The sequence below is a fragment of the Serratia sp. FS14 genome (genome assembly GCF_000695995.1).
GTDB classification, from domain to species: Bacteria; Pseudomonadota; Gammaproteobacteria; order Enterobacterales; family Enterobacteriaceae; genus Serratia; species Serratia nematodiphila.
In genome coordinates this window covers 3,788,958-3,804,456 of the sequence record NZ_CP005927.1, presented here as the reverse complement: position 1 = coordinate 3,804,456, position 15,499 = coordinate 3,788,958, and the positions used below count along the sequence as shown (strand labels likewise).

The following is a 15,499-nucleotide window of genomic DNA, read 5'->3' as shown; positions in this document are numbered from 1 at the left end:
AGAGGCTCGCCCCCTCGCGTTATTGCTCGCCCAGCACCATCCTCAACCCGGCGATCAGCTTGTCCATTCCGGCCTCCAGCTTGCCGCGCGGGCAGCCGACGTTGAGACGCAGGAACCCGCGGCCTTCCTCGCCGTAGGTAAAGCCCGGCATGATCGCCACCTTTTCGCGCTCGATCAGCGCCTGCTGCAGCGCCCGATCGTCTACGGCCAGCGGCCGCAGATCGATCCAGGCCAGGTAGGTGGCCTGCGGCGGGCGCCAGCCCAGCGCGGGAAACGCCTGCTCCAGCCGTTCGGCGACGTAGCTCAGATTATCCTGCAGATAGTCGCGCAGGGCGTCCAGCCAGGGTTCGCCGTGGCGATAGGCAGCCACGTGCGCCGCCACCGCCAGCACCGCCGGCGAGGAGAGGCCGTCGCGGGATTTGAGCTGCTGGAAGTAGGCTTCGCGGCTGGCGTCATCGCTGATAAAGCCGTAGGCGCCGGTCAGCGCCGGGATATTGAAACTCTTGGAGCCGGAGGTCAGCAAGGCCCAGGCGCCGGTCGCCACCTGGCTCCACGGCGTATGGCGGTGTTCCCCCCATGCCATATCCATGTGGATTTCGTCGCTGATGACGCGCACGTCGTGGCGCTCGCACAGTTCGGCCATCTGCTGCAACTCGTCGCGGCGCCACACTTTGCCGGTGGGATTATGCGGGCTGCACAGCAGCAGGATCTTGGTTTGCGGCCGCGCCAGCAACGCCTCAAGGTGCGCCATGTCGCAGCGCCAGTCGTCGCCGGCCTTGTGCAGCGGGCAGGCCAACAGCTGGCGTTGGTTGGCGAGGATCAACTTGTAGAAGGCGTCGTAGGCCGGGGTATGGGTCACCACATAATCGCCCGGTACGGACCATTGGCGGATCAGCTGCGCCGCCATGTAGATAACGGAAGGGCCGTACACCGCCGTTGCGGTGTCGATGGCGACGTTGAAACGTTGCTGATACCAGTGGCGCAGCGCGCCGAGAAAATCCTCGTGCTGCCAGCGGCTGTAGCCCAGCACGCCGTGCTGCAGGCGTTGCTGCAACGCCTCGAGAATGCACGGTGCGGTGGCGAAATCCATATCGGAGATGGTGAACGGCAGCAGGTCGTCGCTGCCGAAACGATCGGCGATATAGTCCCACTGGGTGCACCAGGTGCCGTGGCGGTCGATCGGGGTGGAGAAATCAAACATGGGTGGCTCCCTGCAGCGCCGCGGCAGGTTGCGCCGTGGCTATCAGTGAGTCTAATTCATCTTTCACCGATTGCACCTGCGGGCCGATCACCACCTGCAGATTATGGTCGTTGAGATGCACTACGCCGATGGCGCGGTTGGCCTTCAGCGCCGCGTCGTCCACCCGGCTCATGTCGTTGACCGACAGGCGCAGGCGGGTGATGCAGTTGTCCAGCGTGATAACGTTGCCCGGGCCGCCGAGGGCCGCCAGAATCGCCGGCACGTTGTAGCCGGATTTGCCCACCGCGCCGCTCGGCGCGCTTTGGCTGACGGCGCTGTCGCTCTCACGACCCGGCGTTTTGATGTTAAAGCGCTGGATGGCGAAGCGGAAAATGGCGTAATAGCCGACGAACCAGACGGCGGCCACCACCGGCACCAGATACCACTTGGTGGCGGTGCCGTGCAGAATGCCGAACACCACGAAGTCGATGATGTTGCCGTCGGTGTTGCCGATGGTCACGCCCAGCAGCGCCATCACGGTAAAGCCCAACCCGGTGAGCAGCGCGTGGATCAGATACAGGAACGGCGCGACGAACAGGAACAGGAACTCGATCGGTTCGGTGGTGCCGCCGACCACGCAGGCTACCACGCCGGAAATCAACAGCCCTTTGATTTTGTGACGATTCTCCGGTTTAGCGCAGTGGTACATCGCCAGCGCCGCGCCCGGCAGGCCGCCGAGGAACGCCGGCATTTTACCCTGTGACAGGAAGCGGGTGGCGCTCTCGGCGAAGCCGGTGGTGGTCGGGCAGGAGAGCTGCGCCTGGAAGATGGTCAGGGCGCCGCTGACGCTGTGGCCGCACACCTCCATCGTACCGCCCGCCTCGGTAAAGCGGATCAGCGCCACCAGAATGTGCTGCAGGCCGAACGGCAGCAGCAAGCGTTCGCCGGTGCCGAACAGCATCGGGCCAAAGGCGCCGGCGCTGTTGATCACCCAGCCCAGCCCGGTGATGCCGGCGGCGAACCACGGCCAGATCAGTGGGATCACCAAGCCGCACAGGCCCAGCACCACGGTGGTGACGATTGGCACGAAGCGCGTGCCGCCGAAAAACGCCAGCGCGTCCGGCAGGCGGATGGTGTGGAAGCGTTCATGCAGGCGATAGACGATGATGCCGACGATCACCGCGCCGAGGATGCCGGTATCGATCGACTGAATGCCGAGGATGTTCTGGATATTGTTGGCTTTCAGCACCAGCGGATCGCTGGTGGGCAGCACGCCGGCGGCGGTCAGATAGAAGTTGGTGCCCAGATTCAGCACAGCGAAGCCGACGAAACCGGAGAACGCGGCGACGCCTTTGTTTTCGCGCGCCATGCCCAGCGGAATGGCGATGGCGAACATCACCGGCAGGAAGCTGAAGGCGAAGGAGCCTACCTTGCTCATCCAGGTGAAGATCAGCTGGAAGATCGGGTGGCCGATAAACGGCATCAGGGTGATCACGTCGCGGCTGCTCAGCGAGCTGCCGATCCCCAGCATGATGCCGCAGAAAGAGAGCAAGGCGACGGGCAACATGAACGTTTTGCCCAGGCTCTGGAAGAACTCCCAGAGGGTGATTTTGGGTTTGTTGGCTGCTGACATAACCGACTTCTCCTGGCGAAAAGACGAGCAAAAAGGGGACTGCTGATTAGGTAAAAAGAAGATAAAACGTTTTACCTAGCAAAAATGCGCCACCAATCACAAATCTGCCGCCCGGTTTTTGGCGACAATGCGGCTGGCAGTAAAACGTTTTACTGAGTTAACGGATTCGGTATACCCTTGATCATTACGGCGCGGGTTGCCCAGGAACGGGTTCGCAGAGACTATGAGCATCAAAAAAATCACCATCACCGATGTGGCGCAGCAGGCGGGCGTGTCGGTCACCACGGTTTCCCTGGTGTTGAGCGGCAAGGGGCGGATTTCGCCGACCACCGTCGAGAAGGTCAATCAGGCGATAGAGCAGCTGGGCTACGTGCGCAATCGTCAGGCGGCGACGCTGCGCGGCGGTGAATCTGGGGTGATCGGCCTCGTTCTGCGCGACATTTGCGAACCCTTCTATGCCGAAATGACCGCCGGGCTGAGCGAAGCGCTGGAGGCGCACGACAAACTGCTGTTTTTTAACCCAGAGCGGGCGCGACGGCCAGGGCTTGCAGCGGGCGTTTGACGCGCTGCTGGCGCAGGGCGTCGACGGTATCGTGCTGGCCGGCGGCATTCGCGCGGCGGCTGGGTTGAAGGAGAAGGCGGCCGAGCAGGGCGTACCGCTGGTCTGCGTGGCGCGCTCCAGCGGTCTCGATGGGGTGGACGTGGTGCGGCCGGACAACATGCAGGCCGCCAAACTGGCCACCGAATTTTTGATCAAACGCGGCCACAGCCAAATCGCCTACCTTGGCGGCCAGAGCGACTCATTGACGCGTGCCGAGCGGTTGGGGGGCTTTTGCGCCACGCTGGTGCAGTACGGCCTGCCGTTTCGCAGCGAATGGATCGTCGAGTGCGATTGCCGGCAGCGTGAGGCGGCGCAAGCGGCGGAACAGCTGCTGCGCCACTATCCGAACATTACCGCTGTCGTTTGCCACAAGGCTTCGGTGGCGCTGGGCGCCTATTTTGGCCTGACGCGCAGCGGCCGCAGCATCGGCTCGGATGGGGTTGACGCTTACTACGGGCGGCAGGTGGCGCTGATCGGCTTCGGCGACGTGCCGGAGGCCGAGCTGACCGAGCCGCCGCTGACCTTCGTCTCCAGCTCGGCGCGGGAAGTGGGGCGCAGCGCCGCCGCGCGCCTGCTGCAGCGCATCGGTGACGCCGACCTGCCGGCGCAGAACGTCATTCTGCCGCCGACGCTGATCCGGCGCGGCTCCGCCTAATCCCGCCGCAGTTCCTCTTCCGCCTCCCGGCGGATCCAGCCGATAAAGGTTTTCATCGCCGGCGTCAGGTCCCGCGACTTCAAATGGGTCAGCCAATAGGCGCCAAGCGCGGCCTCGGCGGCGAACGGCCGCTGCAGCACGCCGGCGGCCAGTTCGCGGCGGAACATGCTGACCGGCGCCAGCGCCACACCGTCGCACTGGATCGCGCCTTCCACCATCAGTCTTGACGAGTCGAACACCGGGCCGTTGATCCGCCACGGCGTCACCTGCGCAGCCGTGAACCAGCGCTCCCATTCATCCTTGCGGTAGGTGCGCATCAGCTGCTCGTGCTGCAGATCCTGCGGCGTGCGCAGGCGCGCGGCGACCGCCGGCGGGCAGAGCACCGTCAGCGGCGCGTCGAACAGCTTGATATTGCAGGTGGCGGGCCAGAGGCCTTCGCCGAAGCGGATGGCGAAATCCATGCCGTCGGCCGACAGATTGACCAGGTTGTTGTGGGTCAGCACCCGTAGATCGATAAACGGGTGCGCCGTGCGGAACGCCGCCAGCCTCGGCATCAGCCAGCCGACGGCGAAGGTGCCGACCACCGCCACCGTCAGCACCTCGTGGAAATGCCCGCCTTCGAACTGCTGCAGCACCGCCTCGATGCGGTCGAAGGCGTCGTTCAACACCGGCAGCAGCGCCTGGCCTTCTTCGGTCAGATCCAGGCCGCGCGGCAGGCGGCGGAACAGCTGAATGCCCAGCTGTTCTTCCAGCATGCGCACCTGCTGGCTGACGGCGGCCTGGGTGACGCGCAGCTCCAGGCCGGCGCGGGTGAAGTTCAGGTGGCGGGCGGAGGATTCGAACGCCCGCAGGGCATTGAGGGGAAGTCGATTGCGCATCGTCGATAGCCATAAGTTTTTCTTTATGCTGGCTGAAATTATTATCGCTTGTCAACCCGGCGGCAAAATCCGATATTTGGCGCGGCTGCTGAGAGCGTCGCGGCAGCCGTAAAGGAATGACATCATCAACCAGGGAAAGCGCCGTGCATAACGCCAATAAAAACTTTTGGCCGCGGCCGATGCCCTGCAACCTGAGAGCTTCTATCATGACGAAAATGAACCGCCTGGCGACCGCGTTGATCGCCGCGCTGATCCTGCCGACCGCACAGGCCGCACAGCAGCAGGATATCGACGCCGTTATTCAGCCGCTGATGAAAAAATATGGCGTGCCGGGCATGGCGATCGCCGTGTCGGTTGACGGCAAACAGCAGATTTACCCGTATGGCGTGGCCTCGAAGCAGACCGGCAAACCGATCACCGAGCAGACGCTGTTCGAAGTGGGCTCGCTGAGCAAAACCTTCACCGCGACGCTGGCGGTCTATGCGCAGCAGCAGGGTAAGCTGTCGTTCAACGATCCGGCCAGCCGCTACCTGCCCGAGCTGCGCGGCAGCGCCTTCGACGGCGTCAGCCTGCTGAATCTGGCGACGCATACCTCCGGCCTGCCGCTGTTCGTGCCGGACGACGTGACCGACAACGCCCAACTGATGGCCTACTACCGGGCCTGGCAGCCGAAACACCCGGCGGGCAGCTACCGCGTCTATTCCAATCTCGGTATCGGCATGCTGGGCATGATCGCCGCCAAAAGCCTCGACCAGCCGTTTATCCAGGCGATGGAACAGGGGATGTTGCCGGCGCTGGGCATGAGCCACACCTACGTTCAGGTGCCGGCGGCGCAGATGGCCAACTATGCGCAGGGTTACAACAAGGACGATAAGCCGGTGCGGGTCAATCCCGGCCCACTGGACGCCGAGTCTTACGGCATCAAGTCCAACGCTCGCGATCTGATTCGCTATCTGGACGCCAACCTGCAGCAGGTGAAGGTCGCACAGCCGTGGCGCGACGCGCTGGCCGGGACGCACGTCGGCTATTATAAGGCGGGCGCGTTCACGCAGGATCTGATGTGGGAGAACTACCCGTATCCGGTGAAACTGTCGCGTTTGATCGAGGGCAACAACGCCGGGATGATCATGAACGGCACGCCGGCTACCGCCATCACGCCGCCGCAGCCGGAATTGCGCGCCGGCTGGTATAACAAAACCGGCTCTACCGGCGGTTTCTCCACCTACGCGGTGTTCATCCCGGCGAAGAATATCGCCGTGGTGATGCTGGCCAACAAATGGTTCCCGAACGACGATCGGGTCGAGGCGACTTATCGCATCATCCAGGCGCTGGAGAAGCGCTGACAATCAAGGGCGCCGGCGGGGCGCCCCTACCACCGATGCTGCCGTTCACGTTGCTCGCGCATGAAATCGATAAAGGCGCGCAGTTTGAGCGGCAGATGTCTGCCGGCGGGGAAGTAGATGAAAAATCCCGATGCTTCGCTGGCGTAACCCGGCAGCACTTCCACCAGTTGCCCCTGGGCCAGCTCCTGCAACACCGTGCCCTGAAAACGCTGTGCGATACCCAGCCCCGCCAACGCCGCATCCTTGATCAGCCTGTCTTCGTTAAAAATCAAACTGCCGCTGACGTCCAGCGCGCGTTCATCGTCGCCCAGGCTGAAATACCAGGGTTCCAGTTTGCCGCTGCCGGGAAAACGGTAGCGCAGGCAATGGTGCGCGAGCAGATCGTCCGGCGTGGCCGGCGCGCCGCAGCGCGCCAGATAGTCAGGCGAAGCGACCAGCACCCGGCGCTGGCCGTTATCGATCGGCACGGCGATCATGTCCTTTTGCAGCATGGCGTGCATGCGAATGCCGGCATCGAAACTGCCCAGCACCAGATCGGAAAAGCGGTCTTCGGTAAACAGCTCCAGCTGCACCTCGGGATAGCGTCGCTGAAACGCCGCCAGATGCGGCATTACCAGCAGCGAAGCGGCCAGCTGCGGCAGCGTAATGCGCAGCAGGCCTGCCGGCTGTGCGCCCAGGGCGCGCACATCGTCCGCTGCCACATCGATCTGGCCCATAGCCGGCGACACCTTCTGATAGAACAACCGGCCTTCGTCGCTGAGGCGCACCGAGCGGCTGGTGCGGTGAAATAACCGCACTCCCAGCTGATTCTCCAGCGCCTGAATGTTTTGCGACACCGCCGGCGGCGTGACGCCCAGTTGGCTGGCCGCGCGGGTAAAGTTGCCCAGGCGTGCCACGGCTTCGAAATAGGGCAGCAGTTGCAGGAGTGAACTCATCTATCAATAACCTCTGCTTAATGATTCATTAAATTATGCCTTATTTTAATTTATGAAGAACGTTTTAGACTGGTTTTACTTTCCCTCAGAGAGATTAAAATCATGTCGGCAATACAACAGGCGTTAACAGAACGGATCGCGGCGATCGATCAACAGGCGATGGCCGAAGGGCGCATCGTCGGCAGCGTGGTGCTGGTGGCGCGGCGGGGCGAAATTTGCTACGCCGGGGCGGCCGGCTATGCCGATCGCGAAGCGCGGCAACCGATGCGGCGGGAAACGCAGTTTCGGCTGTCGTCGGTTTCCAAACCCTATACCACGCTGGCGGCGTTGCGTTTGATTGAGCAAGGCAAGCTGAGCCTGGACGATGCGGTCAGCGACTGGCTGCCGTGGTTTACCCCGGCACTGGCGGACGGCCGGCGCCCGACGATCAAGATCCGTCATTTGCTGAGCCATACCGCCGGGTTGGACTATCGGTTGAACCAACCGCCGGCGGGCGTTTACCATCAGTTGGGGATCCAGGACGGCGTGGAGCTGTCGACGCTGACGCTGGAGCAAAACCTGCGGCTGTTGGCGCAGGCGCCGTTGCTGTCGGCGCCGGGGGAGCGCTTCAATTATTCGCTGGCGATCGATGTGCTTGGCGCGGTGCTGGAGCGGGTGACGGGCATGTCGCTGCCGCAACTGTTTGTCGAATGGGTGGCGCAGCCGCTGGGGCTTGGCAACACCGCATTCCATGCGACGGACGCCGCGAACCTGGCGACGCCGTATTACAACACCCCGCAAGGGCCACTGCGCATGTATGAAGGCCTGCGGGTGGCGCTGCCGGAGGAGATGGCGGGGGGCGAGGTGCTGTTTTCACCCGCGCGGGCGCTTAACGCGGAGGCTTATCCTTCCGGCGGCGCGGGCATGGTCGGCGATGCCGACGACGTGCTGAAGCTGGTGGAAGCGCTGCGCAGCGGCGGGCAGGGCATGTTGCAGCCGGACACGGTGGCGTTGCTGCGCAGCCCGCACGTGGGCGCGCAGGCGCAAACGCAAGGGCCGGGCTGGGGCTTCGGCTTTGGCGGCGCGCTGCTGGTGGATCCAGACGCCGCGCAGACGCCGCAGCACGCCGGCACGCTGACCTGGGGCGGCGTTTACGGCCACAGCTGGTTCTTTGATCCACAGGCGCAGCTGAGCGTGGTGATACTGACCAACACCGCGTTTGAAGGCATGTGCGGCCGCTACCCGCAGCAGATCCGCGATGCGGTTTATGCAGCGTAAATAAAAAGGGCCCCGCAGGGGGCCCTTGTTAGGTTTTCAGGCGATTACTGCGCCGGTGCCGGAGCGGGTTCCGCTTCCTGCGCCGGTTCAGCGTCTTCCGCCGGGGCGCCCAGCATGGCGAACTGGCCGATGAACTCCTGCAGCGACATCTTGTTGCCGTTCAGGTCAACCTGATTGTCAGCGTAGTGGAACTTGCTCGCGATCACGCCGTCTTTCTGGGTGGTCAGCTTGAACATCTGGCCCATAGCCGCCAGGCCCTGCACTTGCTGCTGCGCCAGTTTCTGCGCGTCTTCCGCATTATAGCCCTGCAACAAGGCGGTCTTCGCGGTCACTTCGGTAGCCATCGCTTCCGGAATGGTCAGGTTGATATCCAGCTTTTTAACCGCCTGAGCGATCACTTGATCCGGCGACTGTGCCGGGGAGGCGGCCTTGCTCGGATCGGTCATCGCCAGATCCAGCGTGAAGACGCTCTCACCCTTGCTGTTTTTCCAGCTCAGCGGGGCGATGCTGAGGCTCGGGTTGCCTTTCAGCAGCAGCGGCAGGTTCTTTTGCAGCATCTCGGAGGTCTGCTGTTCGTAGACGTCCGGATCCAGGTTCTCGCCCTGCTGCAGCAGCGCCATGGTTTGGCGGTTGTAGCTGTCGGAGAAGTCTTTCAGCGCCTTGCCGTCGACGTTGTCGATTTTCAGCGTCAGTTTACCGGCACCGAAGTCGTTGCCCTGCACCTTGAGCGCGTCCATGGTGTAGTCGATCTGGCCGCCGATATTGCTGCTGCCTTGCTCGCCAAACTTGCTCACCAGATTGAAACCGTCCAACGCCACGGTATCTTTACCGTCGATCGTCAGTTTGAACTGCTTCAGCGTCATTGTCTGATCGCCGAGCTTCACGCCGAACTTGCTTTCGTTGCTGTTGCCTTTCAGGTTGAAGCCCTGGAAGGTGATCTGCTCGTTTTGGCCGAATTCATTCGGGCTGGCGAACACGATAGTGTCGCTATTGGCGTCCAGCGCGAATTTTTTCAGATCGCGTGACACATCGGCGTCAATGGTAGCGCCGCTGAATTTCAGCGAAGATTTATCCTTCTGGTAGTCCAGCGGGATAAAGTCGATGGTGGACGCGGTATCGCCGCTGTACGAGATGCGCGAATCGGCGGTAAACAGCGATTTGCCTTTGGTGGTTTCAAACAGGCCTTTCACCGCCGGGGTGTTTTCCAGCTCGGTATGCACCGACGCCATGCTCGGCAGCAGGTTGAATTTTTTCAGCTGCGCGAACGGGAACGGACCGTGATCGATGGTTTCCAGGAACGCCACTTCTTCACCGGCTTTCAGCGCCGCATTTTCACTGGTATCCGTGCCGTCGGAACGCAGCACATAACGCACTTTACTGCTGAACAGGCCGCGCTGGTAATTTTCATAGCTCAGCTTGACGCCGGCTTTCGGCAGGTAGGCTTTCAGTTGGCCGTTGGCGTTGTCGACGACTTCGCCCATGTGCTGCTCGATCTGTTTCCCGGTGTACCAGGATGCCCCGGTCCATGCTGCGCCAAGAACGACAATGACGCTGACAGCGACTAACGATTTTTTCATAGCTCTGTTTCATCCTTTTTTCTTATCACCCTCCGTTGCATGGGAGGGGCAAATAGGGGCCGACAAAAAACGCCCGCAGGCGTTTAATTGTGGGGGTAGCTCTCGCTTTCAGCAAGCAATTTGCTGAAATTTATCAACGGTTAGGCCAGCTGGTTATAAACCCGGGCGATGCGGCCGCTGCCGCTGACGTTGACCGGGGATTCGAACGCCCCGATAAAGCAGGATTCGCCCGGTTTGAGCGTCAGGCGTTGCCCGGATTTCTCCAGCGTCGCTTCGCCGGCGACGCAGAACACGATGGCGGCGCTTCGCTGTGCCAGCGCCTGTGGTGCGGCGGTCAAATCGTGCAGTGAGAAGGCGAAATCCTCCACCGGGATCGGGAAGAACAGCTCGTTGCCGCGTTGCTCCGGTTGGGTCAGCAGGCCGGAAGCCGGTTGCGGGCGGAACTGCAGGTTGGCCAGCAGCTCGGGCACGTCGATGAATTTCGGCGTCAGGCCCGCGCGCAGCACGTTATCCGAGTTGGCCATCACCTCCAGCGCCACGCCTTTCAGGTAGGCGTGCGGCGTTTCGGCATACAGGAACATCGCCTCGCCCGGCGCGAGCTGCACCACGTTCAGCAGCAGCGGTGAGAACAGACCGCTGTCGTCCGGATAGAAGCCGGCGATAAAGCGCACGGTATCCCAGGGTTCCCCCTGCTGGTTGTTGAGCGCGGCTTTCAGCACGCCGAGCGCCAGCGATTTTTGTTCGCCACTCATCGTCAACAGGCTGGCGAACAGGGTCGCGAGGTGCGCGGTGTCCGGCTGTTGCAGGAAGGCGGCGATGTCGTGGTGCGCGCCCGCGATCGGTTGCAGCAGGGAAACGATATCGGCCAGTTCGCGAAAGCCGTTCATCGCCAGGAACGGCGTCAGGGCAAACACCAGCTCGGGCTTGTGGTTGGGATCTTTATAGTTGCGTTCGGCGGCGCTCAGCGGGATGCCGGCGGCATTCTCTTTCGCGAAGCCGATCTCGGCCGCCGCTTTACTCGGGTGAACCTGGATCGACAGCGGCTGATCGGCGCACAGCACTTTAAACAGGAACGGCAACTCGCCAAAACGGCTGGCGACGTCGGCGCCCAGCTGTTTTGGCTGGTCTTCATCGATAAGAAAGCGCAGCGAACGCAGTTCGCCGTCGGCGCCCGGCACGCGGGAAGGGCTCTTGGGATGGGCGCCCATCCACAGTTCGGCCATCGGCTGATTATCCGGGTTGGCGATGCCGTAAAGACGGGTCAGCGCATCGTGGCTGCCCCAGGCGTAATTCTGTACCGCGTTGGTCATTTTTTGCATGTCGATAAACGTCCTTAACGTCATTGTCACACTGGATGACAATAACCTACTGATTTTATACGGTTAACTAAATCTGTGCCGACGACTATCCTACGCCCGCGTCGGCAGGAAAAATCATGGGCGCGATCAAAAAAACGCCGGATAACGTCGCGCCCGGCAATGGGGCCATAGTATAACGTGATAACGATCGGCGTCTCAATTGGCGCGCAGGTCCCAAGGCGACCCGGAAAACCCGCCGATCGATTATTCTTTGGCACAGCGGAATTATTGCCGTTAGCCTGGTCATTCAACGTCATTATTTATTTTTTCAGCATGTCAAACTATGTCGGCTGAATTTATTTTTTACCGTCTGAGCCATTCCCTTATTATTATTCTCGCGCTGCACCGGGCTATCACACGCTGAGCTTAAACCTGGGCGTCAGACCCCTTTACCGTAACGGCTAACACGTCGATTTAACGAAACAAGAGGTCTGTTGCATGAAAACACTGTTGTTGCTGTTGGGGTTTTGCACCGGCGCAGCCCAGGCGGCGGTGATTGTCGCCTATCCCTACGCGGCGCCGCGCGCCGTGGTGATCGCGCCGGCACCGATCGTCGTTACACCCGCGCCGGTCGCGGCTGTGGCGCATCCGCTGGCACTCACCGCCGGTGCGGCGGCGACCGGGGCGTATCGGCATCATGAACGGCAGGACGCCTACGACGAGATCAATCATCTGCAGCAGCAACGGATCGATGAGCTCAATCATTTACAGGCGCAGCGCATCAATAATTTTAATACGCGTCATCCGCGTTAATGGTTATCCAGATTTTTATTCTCCAGGCTCATTCCCGGCCGTTTATTTCACCGCGGGTTAACCGGCGGAAAATAACCGCGTCGCTAATGGGTAAAAGAGATGAAACGTGCTGTGAGATAACTCTCTTAATGCGAATAGTTATTATGTCACTATACTGGGAGTGCATGCCGACGGGGGGTAGCGCGTCGGCCTAACCCTACAATTTTAGGAATTATGCTAAGGAGATCGTGATGGCAGGCGTTCGTATCGAAAAAGACTCTATGGGCCCCATCGAAGTACCGGCCGACAAGCTATGGGGCGCGCAAACCCAGCGTTCGTTGGCGCATTTCCGTATTTCCTCCGAAAAGATGCCGACCGCGCTGATCCACGCGCTGGCGTTGACCAAGCGCGCCGCCGCGCAGGTGAACGTGGATCTGGGGCTGCTGCCGGCCGAACGGGGCGCCGCCATCATCAACGCCGCCGACGAAGTGCTGGCGGACAGCCATGCCGACCAGTTCCCGTTATCAATCTGGCAAACCGGCTCCGGCACCCAGACCAACATGAACATGAACGAAGTGTTGGCCAACCGCGCCAGCGAGCTGCTGGGCGGCGTGCGCGGTGAAGAGCGCAAGGTGCACCCGAACGACGACGTCAATAAAAGTCAGAGCTCCAACGACGTGTTTCCCACCGCGATGCACGTGGCGGCGGTGATTGCGCTGCGCGAGCACCTGATCCCCGAGCTGAAAGTGCTGCACAAGACGCTGAGCGACAAGGCCGAAGCCTACCGCGACATCGTCAAAATCGGCCGCACCCATCTGCAGGACGCCACGCCGCTGACCCTGGGGCAAGAGATATCCGGTTGGGCGGCGATGCTGGCGCACAATCTGAAACACATCGAGGACAGTATCCCGCACATTGCCGAGCTGGCGCTGGGCGGCACGGCGGTCGGCACCGGCCTGAACACCCATCCGGAGTACGCGGTGCGCGTCGCTAAAGCGTTGGCGGAATTGACCCATCAGCCGTTCGTCACGGCGCCGAACAAGTTCGAAGCGCTGGCGACTTGCGATGCGCTGGTGCAAGGGCATGGCGCGCTGAAAGGGCTGGCGGCTTCGCTGATGAAGATCGCCAACGACGTGCGTTGGCTGGCGTCCGGCCCGCGCTGCGGCATTGGTGAGATTTCGATCCCGGAGAACGAGCCGGGCAGCTCCATTATGCCGGGCAAGGTCAACCCGACCCAGTGCGAAGCGATGACCATGCTGTGCGCTCAGGTGCTGGGTAACGACGTGGCGGTGAACATTGGCGGCGCTTCCGGCAACTTCGAGTTGAACGTGTTCCGCCCGATGGTGATCCACAACTACCTGCAGTCGATTCGCCTGCTGGCCGACGGCATGCAGGGCTTTAACGAGCACTGCGCAGTGGGAATTGAACCGAACCGCGATCGCATCTCCCAATTGCTGAACGAATCGCTGATGCTGGTGACGGCGCTCAATACCCATATCGGTTATGACAAGGCGGCGGAAATCGCCAAGAAAGCGCACAAGGAAGGGCTGACGCTGAAAGCCGCGGCGCTGAAGCTCGGCTACCTGACCGAAGCGCAGTTCGACGAGTGGGTGCGGCCGGAAGCGATGGTTGGCAGCATGCAGAAATAATGACGTCATGCCTAAATGGGGCGCGGTTGCGCCCCGTCTTTTCAAGCCAACATCTCTAGCACCGATAACAGCGCCTGCGGCTCCGGCCGCTGGGTGTAATCGGCGTGCGCTTCGGCGTAGACAATACGGCCATCGCGGGCGATGACGAATCGCGCTGGCAGCGGCAGCGTCCAGCTGTCATCCTGGTTGAACTGCGCCAGATCGAGGCCGAGCCGCTGTTGATACAGGGCGATCAGCGCGTCCGGCAGGCGGTAACGCAGGCCGAACTGGGCCGCCAGACGGTTGCCTGCATCGCTGAGCAACGGAAAGGTGAGATCGTGATCGCGCGCGGCCTGGCGGTTATGCACCGCGCTCTGCGGCGAGACGGCCAACAACTGCGCGCCGTACTGCGTGATGGCGGGCAATGCGGCCTGCAGCGCCTGCAGATCGAGCGTACAGTAAGGGCACCAGATCCCGCGATAGAAACTGACGACCAGCGGCCCTTTTGCCAACAGCGCCGTGGAAGAGCATGGTCGGTTTTCGCTGTCCGACAGTGTAAAGCCGGGCGCGGCGTCGCCGACCTTCAGGGCGCGTTCGGCCACGCCCGACGCGATCTGCGCCTGGATCGCCTCACGCATCAGCGCGTGATCTTGCACCGCGAGTTTGAACGGCAGTTGGTCGGCCTCGAATGCCGCTTTGAAGGCATCGAGTTTGTCTTGCAGTGTCATGCGTTCTCCTGACGGGAATGAGGGGGAGCGCTTATCTTGCCCATTCCAAAATGGCGCGTGTAGACTGCGATAAATGCTAACAGTTATTCCAACAAGGAATGCCATGGGTAAATTTGCCGATTACGAAACCTATGCCTGCGTTTACGAGAGCGGCTCCTTTACCGCGGCGGCGCGGCGGCTGCACGTGGGGCAGCCGGCGGTCTCAAAAGCGGTGGCGCGGCTAGAACAGCAGCTCGGCACGCGCCTGATGCTGCGCTCGACCCACGGCCTGCAGCCGACGGATGCGGGACAGCAGCTGTATCAACGCACCCGGCGTATCCTGAACGAGCTGGCGGAGACGGAAGCGCTGGTGCAGAGCGCCGGCGAGACCCTGAGCGGCCGGTTGCGGGTCGCTTCGGCGGCGGTGTTCGCCCGCATCGTTCCCTTGCCTGATTTGACGGCGTTTATGCGCGCCAATCCACGGTTACACGTTGATTTGCTGCTGGATGACGGCAATCTGTCGCTGATTGAAGAAGGCATCGATATTGCCCTGTGTGTTGGCGAGTTGGAGGATTCCGGTTTTACCGCCCGCAAGCTGGGTGAGGTAAAGCAATGCGTGATCGGCACGCCCGGCTATTTTGCCGCTGCCGGTATGCCGCAGCGGCCGGAAGATCTGTTGCAGCACGAGATGGTGATTTACCATCGCCGTGGCGGCGGCGAGCAGTGGCGCTTCAGCCGCGGAGAAGAGCAGCGCGCGCTGCGGTTGCCGGGGCGCATGCGGGTTAACGCGGCGGAGTGCGTGCGCGAGTTGGTGCTGGCGGGCTTTGGCGCCACCGTCGCCAGCGAAGGCCTGTTTCGCAGCGAGCTGCAAAGCGGGGCGGCGATTGCGGCTTTAGCGGACTGGCAACTGCCGCCGCTGGCGCTGTGGGCGGTGTTCCCCGGCGGCCATTTCGTCTCGGCCAAGGCGCGAACCTTTGCTGATTTTGTCCAAACCGCGCTATGCAGGGAGCCGTGA

The 15,499-nt window shown here is 61.9% G+C and carries 12 protein-coding genes and 1 pseudogene; 6 read left to right on the top strand and 7 right to left on the bottom strand.

Features of this window, described 5'->3' with window-relative positions; translation table 11 throughout:
- Positions 1–19: 19 nt before the first annotated feature.
- Together L085_RS17240 and malX are read right to left on the bottom strand one after the other, a co-directional pair.
- On the bottom strand, positions 20–1,201 hold the full coding sequence (locus L085_RS17240) for a MalY/PatB family protein (RefSeq protein WP_044031321.1): 1,182 nt from the start codon (positions 1,199–1,201) through the stop codon (positions 20–22).
- Positions 1,194–2,813, bottom strand: coding sequence for a maltose/glucose-specific PTS transporter subunit IIBC (gene malX, locus L085_RS17235; RefSeq protein ID WP_015377762.1), 1,620 nt, complete (start codon positions 2,811–2,813; stop codon positions 1,194–1,196). The genes L085_RS17240 and malX overlap by 8 nt, the downstream gene beginning before the upstream one ends.
- A gap of 223 nt (positions 2,814–3,036) precedes the next feature.
- Here malX and L085_RS17230 point away from each other — a divergent pair.
- Positions 3,037–4,069 (top strand): annotated as a pseudogene (locus tag L085_RS17230) (Mal regulon transcriptional regulator MalI).
- Here L085_RS17230 and L085_RS17225 read toward each other — a convergent pair.
- On the bottom strand, positions 4,066–4,947 hold the full coding sequence (locus L085_RS17225; RefSeq protein ID WP_021505437.1) for a LysR family transcriptional regulator: 882 nt from the start codon (positions 4,945–4,947) through the stop codon (positions 4,066–4,068). The pseudogene L085_RS17230 and the gene L085_RS17225 sit on opposite strands and share 4 nt — an antisense overlap.
- A 206-nt stretch (positions 4,948–5,153) precedes the next feature.
- On the opposite strand from L085_RS17225, the gene blaSRT reads away from it, so the two are divergent.
- Positions 5,154–6,290, top strand: coding sequence for an SRT/SST family class C beta-lactamase (blaSRT, locus tag L085_RS17220; protein WP_044032075.1), 1,137 nt, complete (start codon positions 5,154–5,156; stop codon positions 6,288–6,290).
- Between the two features lie 26 nt (positions 6,291–6,316).
- Here the strand turns inward: blaSRT and L085_RS17215 are convergent, their stop codons facing one another.
- The gene (locus L085_RS17215) at positions 6,317–7,225 is read right to left on the bottom strand and encodes a LysR family transcriptional regulator (protein WP_021505436.1); all 909 of its coding nucleotides are present in this window, start codon (positions 7,223–7,225) and stop codon (positions 6,317–6,319) included.
- 102 nt (positions 7,226–7,327) lie between these two features.
- Here L085_RS17215 and L085_RS17210 point away from each other — a divergent pair, with 102 nt between their 5' ends.
- Entirely contained in the window at positions 7,328–8,482 is a 1,155-nt protein-coding gene (locus tag L085_RS17210) for a serine hydrolase domain-containing protein (RefSeq protein ID WP_015377767.1), read from the top strand.
- Positions 8,483–8,526: 44 nt separating this feature from the next.
- Here L085_RS17210 and L085_RS17205 read toward each other — a convergent pair whose 3' ends face one another.
- On the bottom strand, positions 8,527–10,059 hold the full coding sequence (locus L085_RS17205; RefSeq protein WP_044031320.1) for a YdgA family protein: 1,533 nt from the start codon (positions 10,057–10,059) through the stop codon (positions 8,527–8,529).
- Positions 10,060–10,199: 140 nt separating this feature from the next.
- Positions 10,200–11,378 (bottom strand): mannose-6-phosphate isomerase, encoded by a 1,179-nt coding sequence (manA, locus tag L085_RS17200; protein ID WP_015377769.1) that lies wholly within the window; start codon positions 11,376–11,378, stop codon positions 10,200–10,202.
- A gap of 477 nt (positions 11,379–11,855) precedes the next feature.
- Here manA and L085_RS17195 point away from each other — a divergent pair, with 477 nt between their 5' ends.
- Positions 11,856–12,170 carry a hypothetical protein gene (locus L085_RS17195; protein ID WP_044031319.1) on the top strand — a complete coding sequence of 105 codons (315 nt, stop codon included), beginning with the start codon at positions 11,856–11,858 and terminating at the stop codon, positions 12,168–12,170.
- 230 nt (positions 12,171–12,400) lie between these two features.
- Positions 12,401–13,798, top strand: coding sequence for a class II fumarate hydratase (gene fumC, locus L085_RS17190; RefSeq protein ID WP_004938497.1), 1,398 nt, complete (start codon positions 12,401–12,403; stop codon positions 13,796–13,798).
- Positions 13,799–13,839: 41 nt separating this feature from the next.
- On the opposite strand, the gene L085_RS17185 is transcribed toward fumC, so the two are convergent.
- Positions 13,840–14,505 (bottom strand): peroxiredoxin-like family protein, encoded by a 666-nt coding sequence (locus tag L085_RS17185; RefSeq protein ID WP_044031318.1) that lies wholly within the window; start codon positions 14,503–14,505, stop codon positions 13,840–13,842.
- 103 nt (positions 14,506–14,608) lie between these two features.
- Here L085_RS17185 and L085_RS17180 point away from each other — a divergent pair, with 103 nt between their 5' ends.
- Positions 14,609–15,499, top strand: coding sequence for a LysR family transcriptional regulator (locus L085_RS17180; protein WP_044031317.1), 891 nt, complete (start codon positions 14,609–14,611; stop codon positions 15,497–15,499).

Coding starts and splice junctions, on each gene's coding strand:
- L085_RS17240 (WP_044031321.1), bottom strand. CDS start 1,201: ATGTTTGATTTCTCCACCCCGATCGACCGCCACGGCACCTGGTGCACC.
- malX (WP_015377762.1), bottom strand. CDS start 2,813: ATGTCAGCAGCCAACAAACCCAAAATCACCCTCTGGGAGTTCTTCCAG.
- L085_RS17225 (WP_021505437.1), bottom strand. CDS start 4,947: ATGCGCAATCGACTTCCCCTCAATGCCCTGCGGGCGTTCGAATCCTCC.
- blaSRT (WP_044032075.1), top strand. CDS start 5,154: ATGACGAAAATGAACCGCCTGGCGACCGCGTTGATCGCCGCGCTGATC.
- L085_RS17215 (WP_021505436.1), bottom strand. CDS start 7,225: ATGAGTTCACTCCTGCAACTGCTGCCCTATTTCGAAGCCGTGGCACGC.
- L085_RS17210 (WP_015377767.1), top strand. CDS start 7,328: ATGTCGGCAATACAACAGGCGTTAACAGAACGGATCGCGGCGATCGAT.
- L085_RS17205 (WP_044031320.1), bottom strand. CDS start 10,059: ATGAAAAAATCGTTAGTCGCTGTCAGCGTCATTGTCGTTCTTGGCGCA.
- manA (WP_015377769.1), bottom strand. CDS start 11,378: ATGCAAAAAATGACCAACGCGGTACAGAATTACGCCTGGGGCAGCCAC.
- L085_RS17195 (WP_044031319.1), top strand. CDS start 11,856: ATGAAAACACTGTTGTTGCTGTTGGGGTTTTGCACCGGCGCAGCCCAG.
- fumC (WP_004938497.1), top strand. CDS start 12,401: ATGGCAGGCGTTCGTATCGAAAAAGACTCTATGGGCCCCATCGAAGTA.
- L085_RS17185 (WP_044031318.1), bottom strand. CDS start 14,505: ATGACACTGCAAGACAAACTCGATGCCTTCAAAGCGGCATTCGAGGCC.
- L085_RS17180 (WP_044031317.1), top strand. CDS start 14,609: ATGGGTAAATTTGCCGATTACGAAACCTATGCCTGCGTTTACGAGAGC.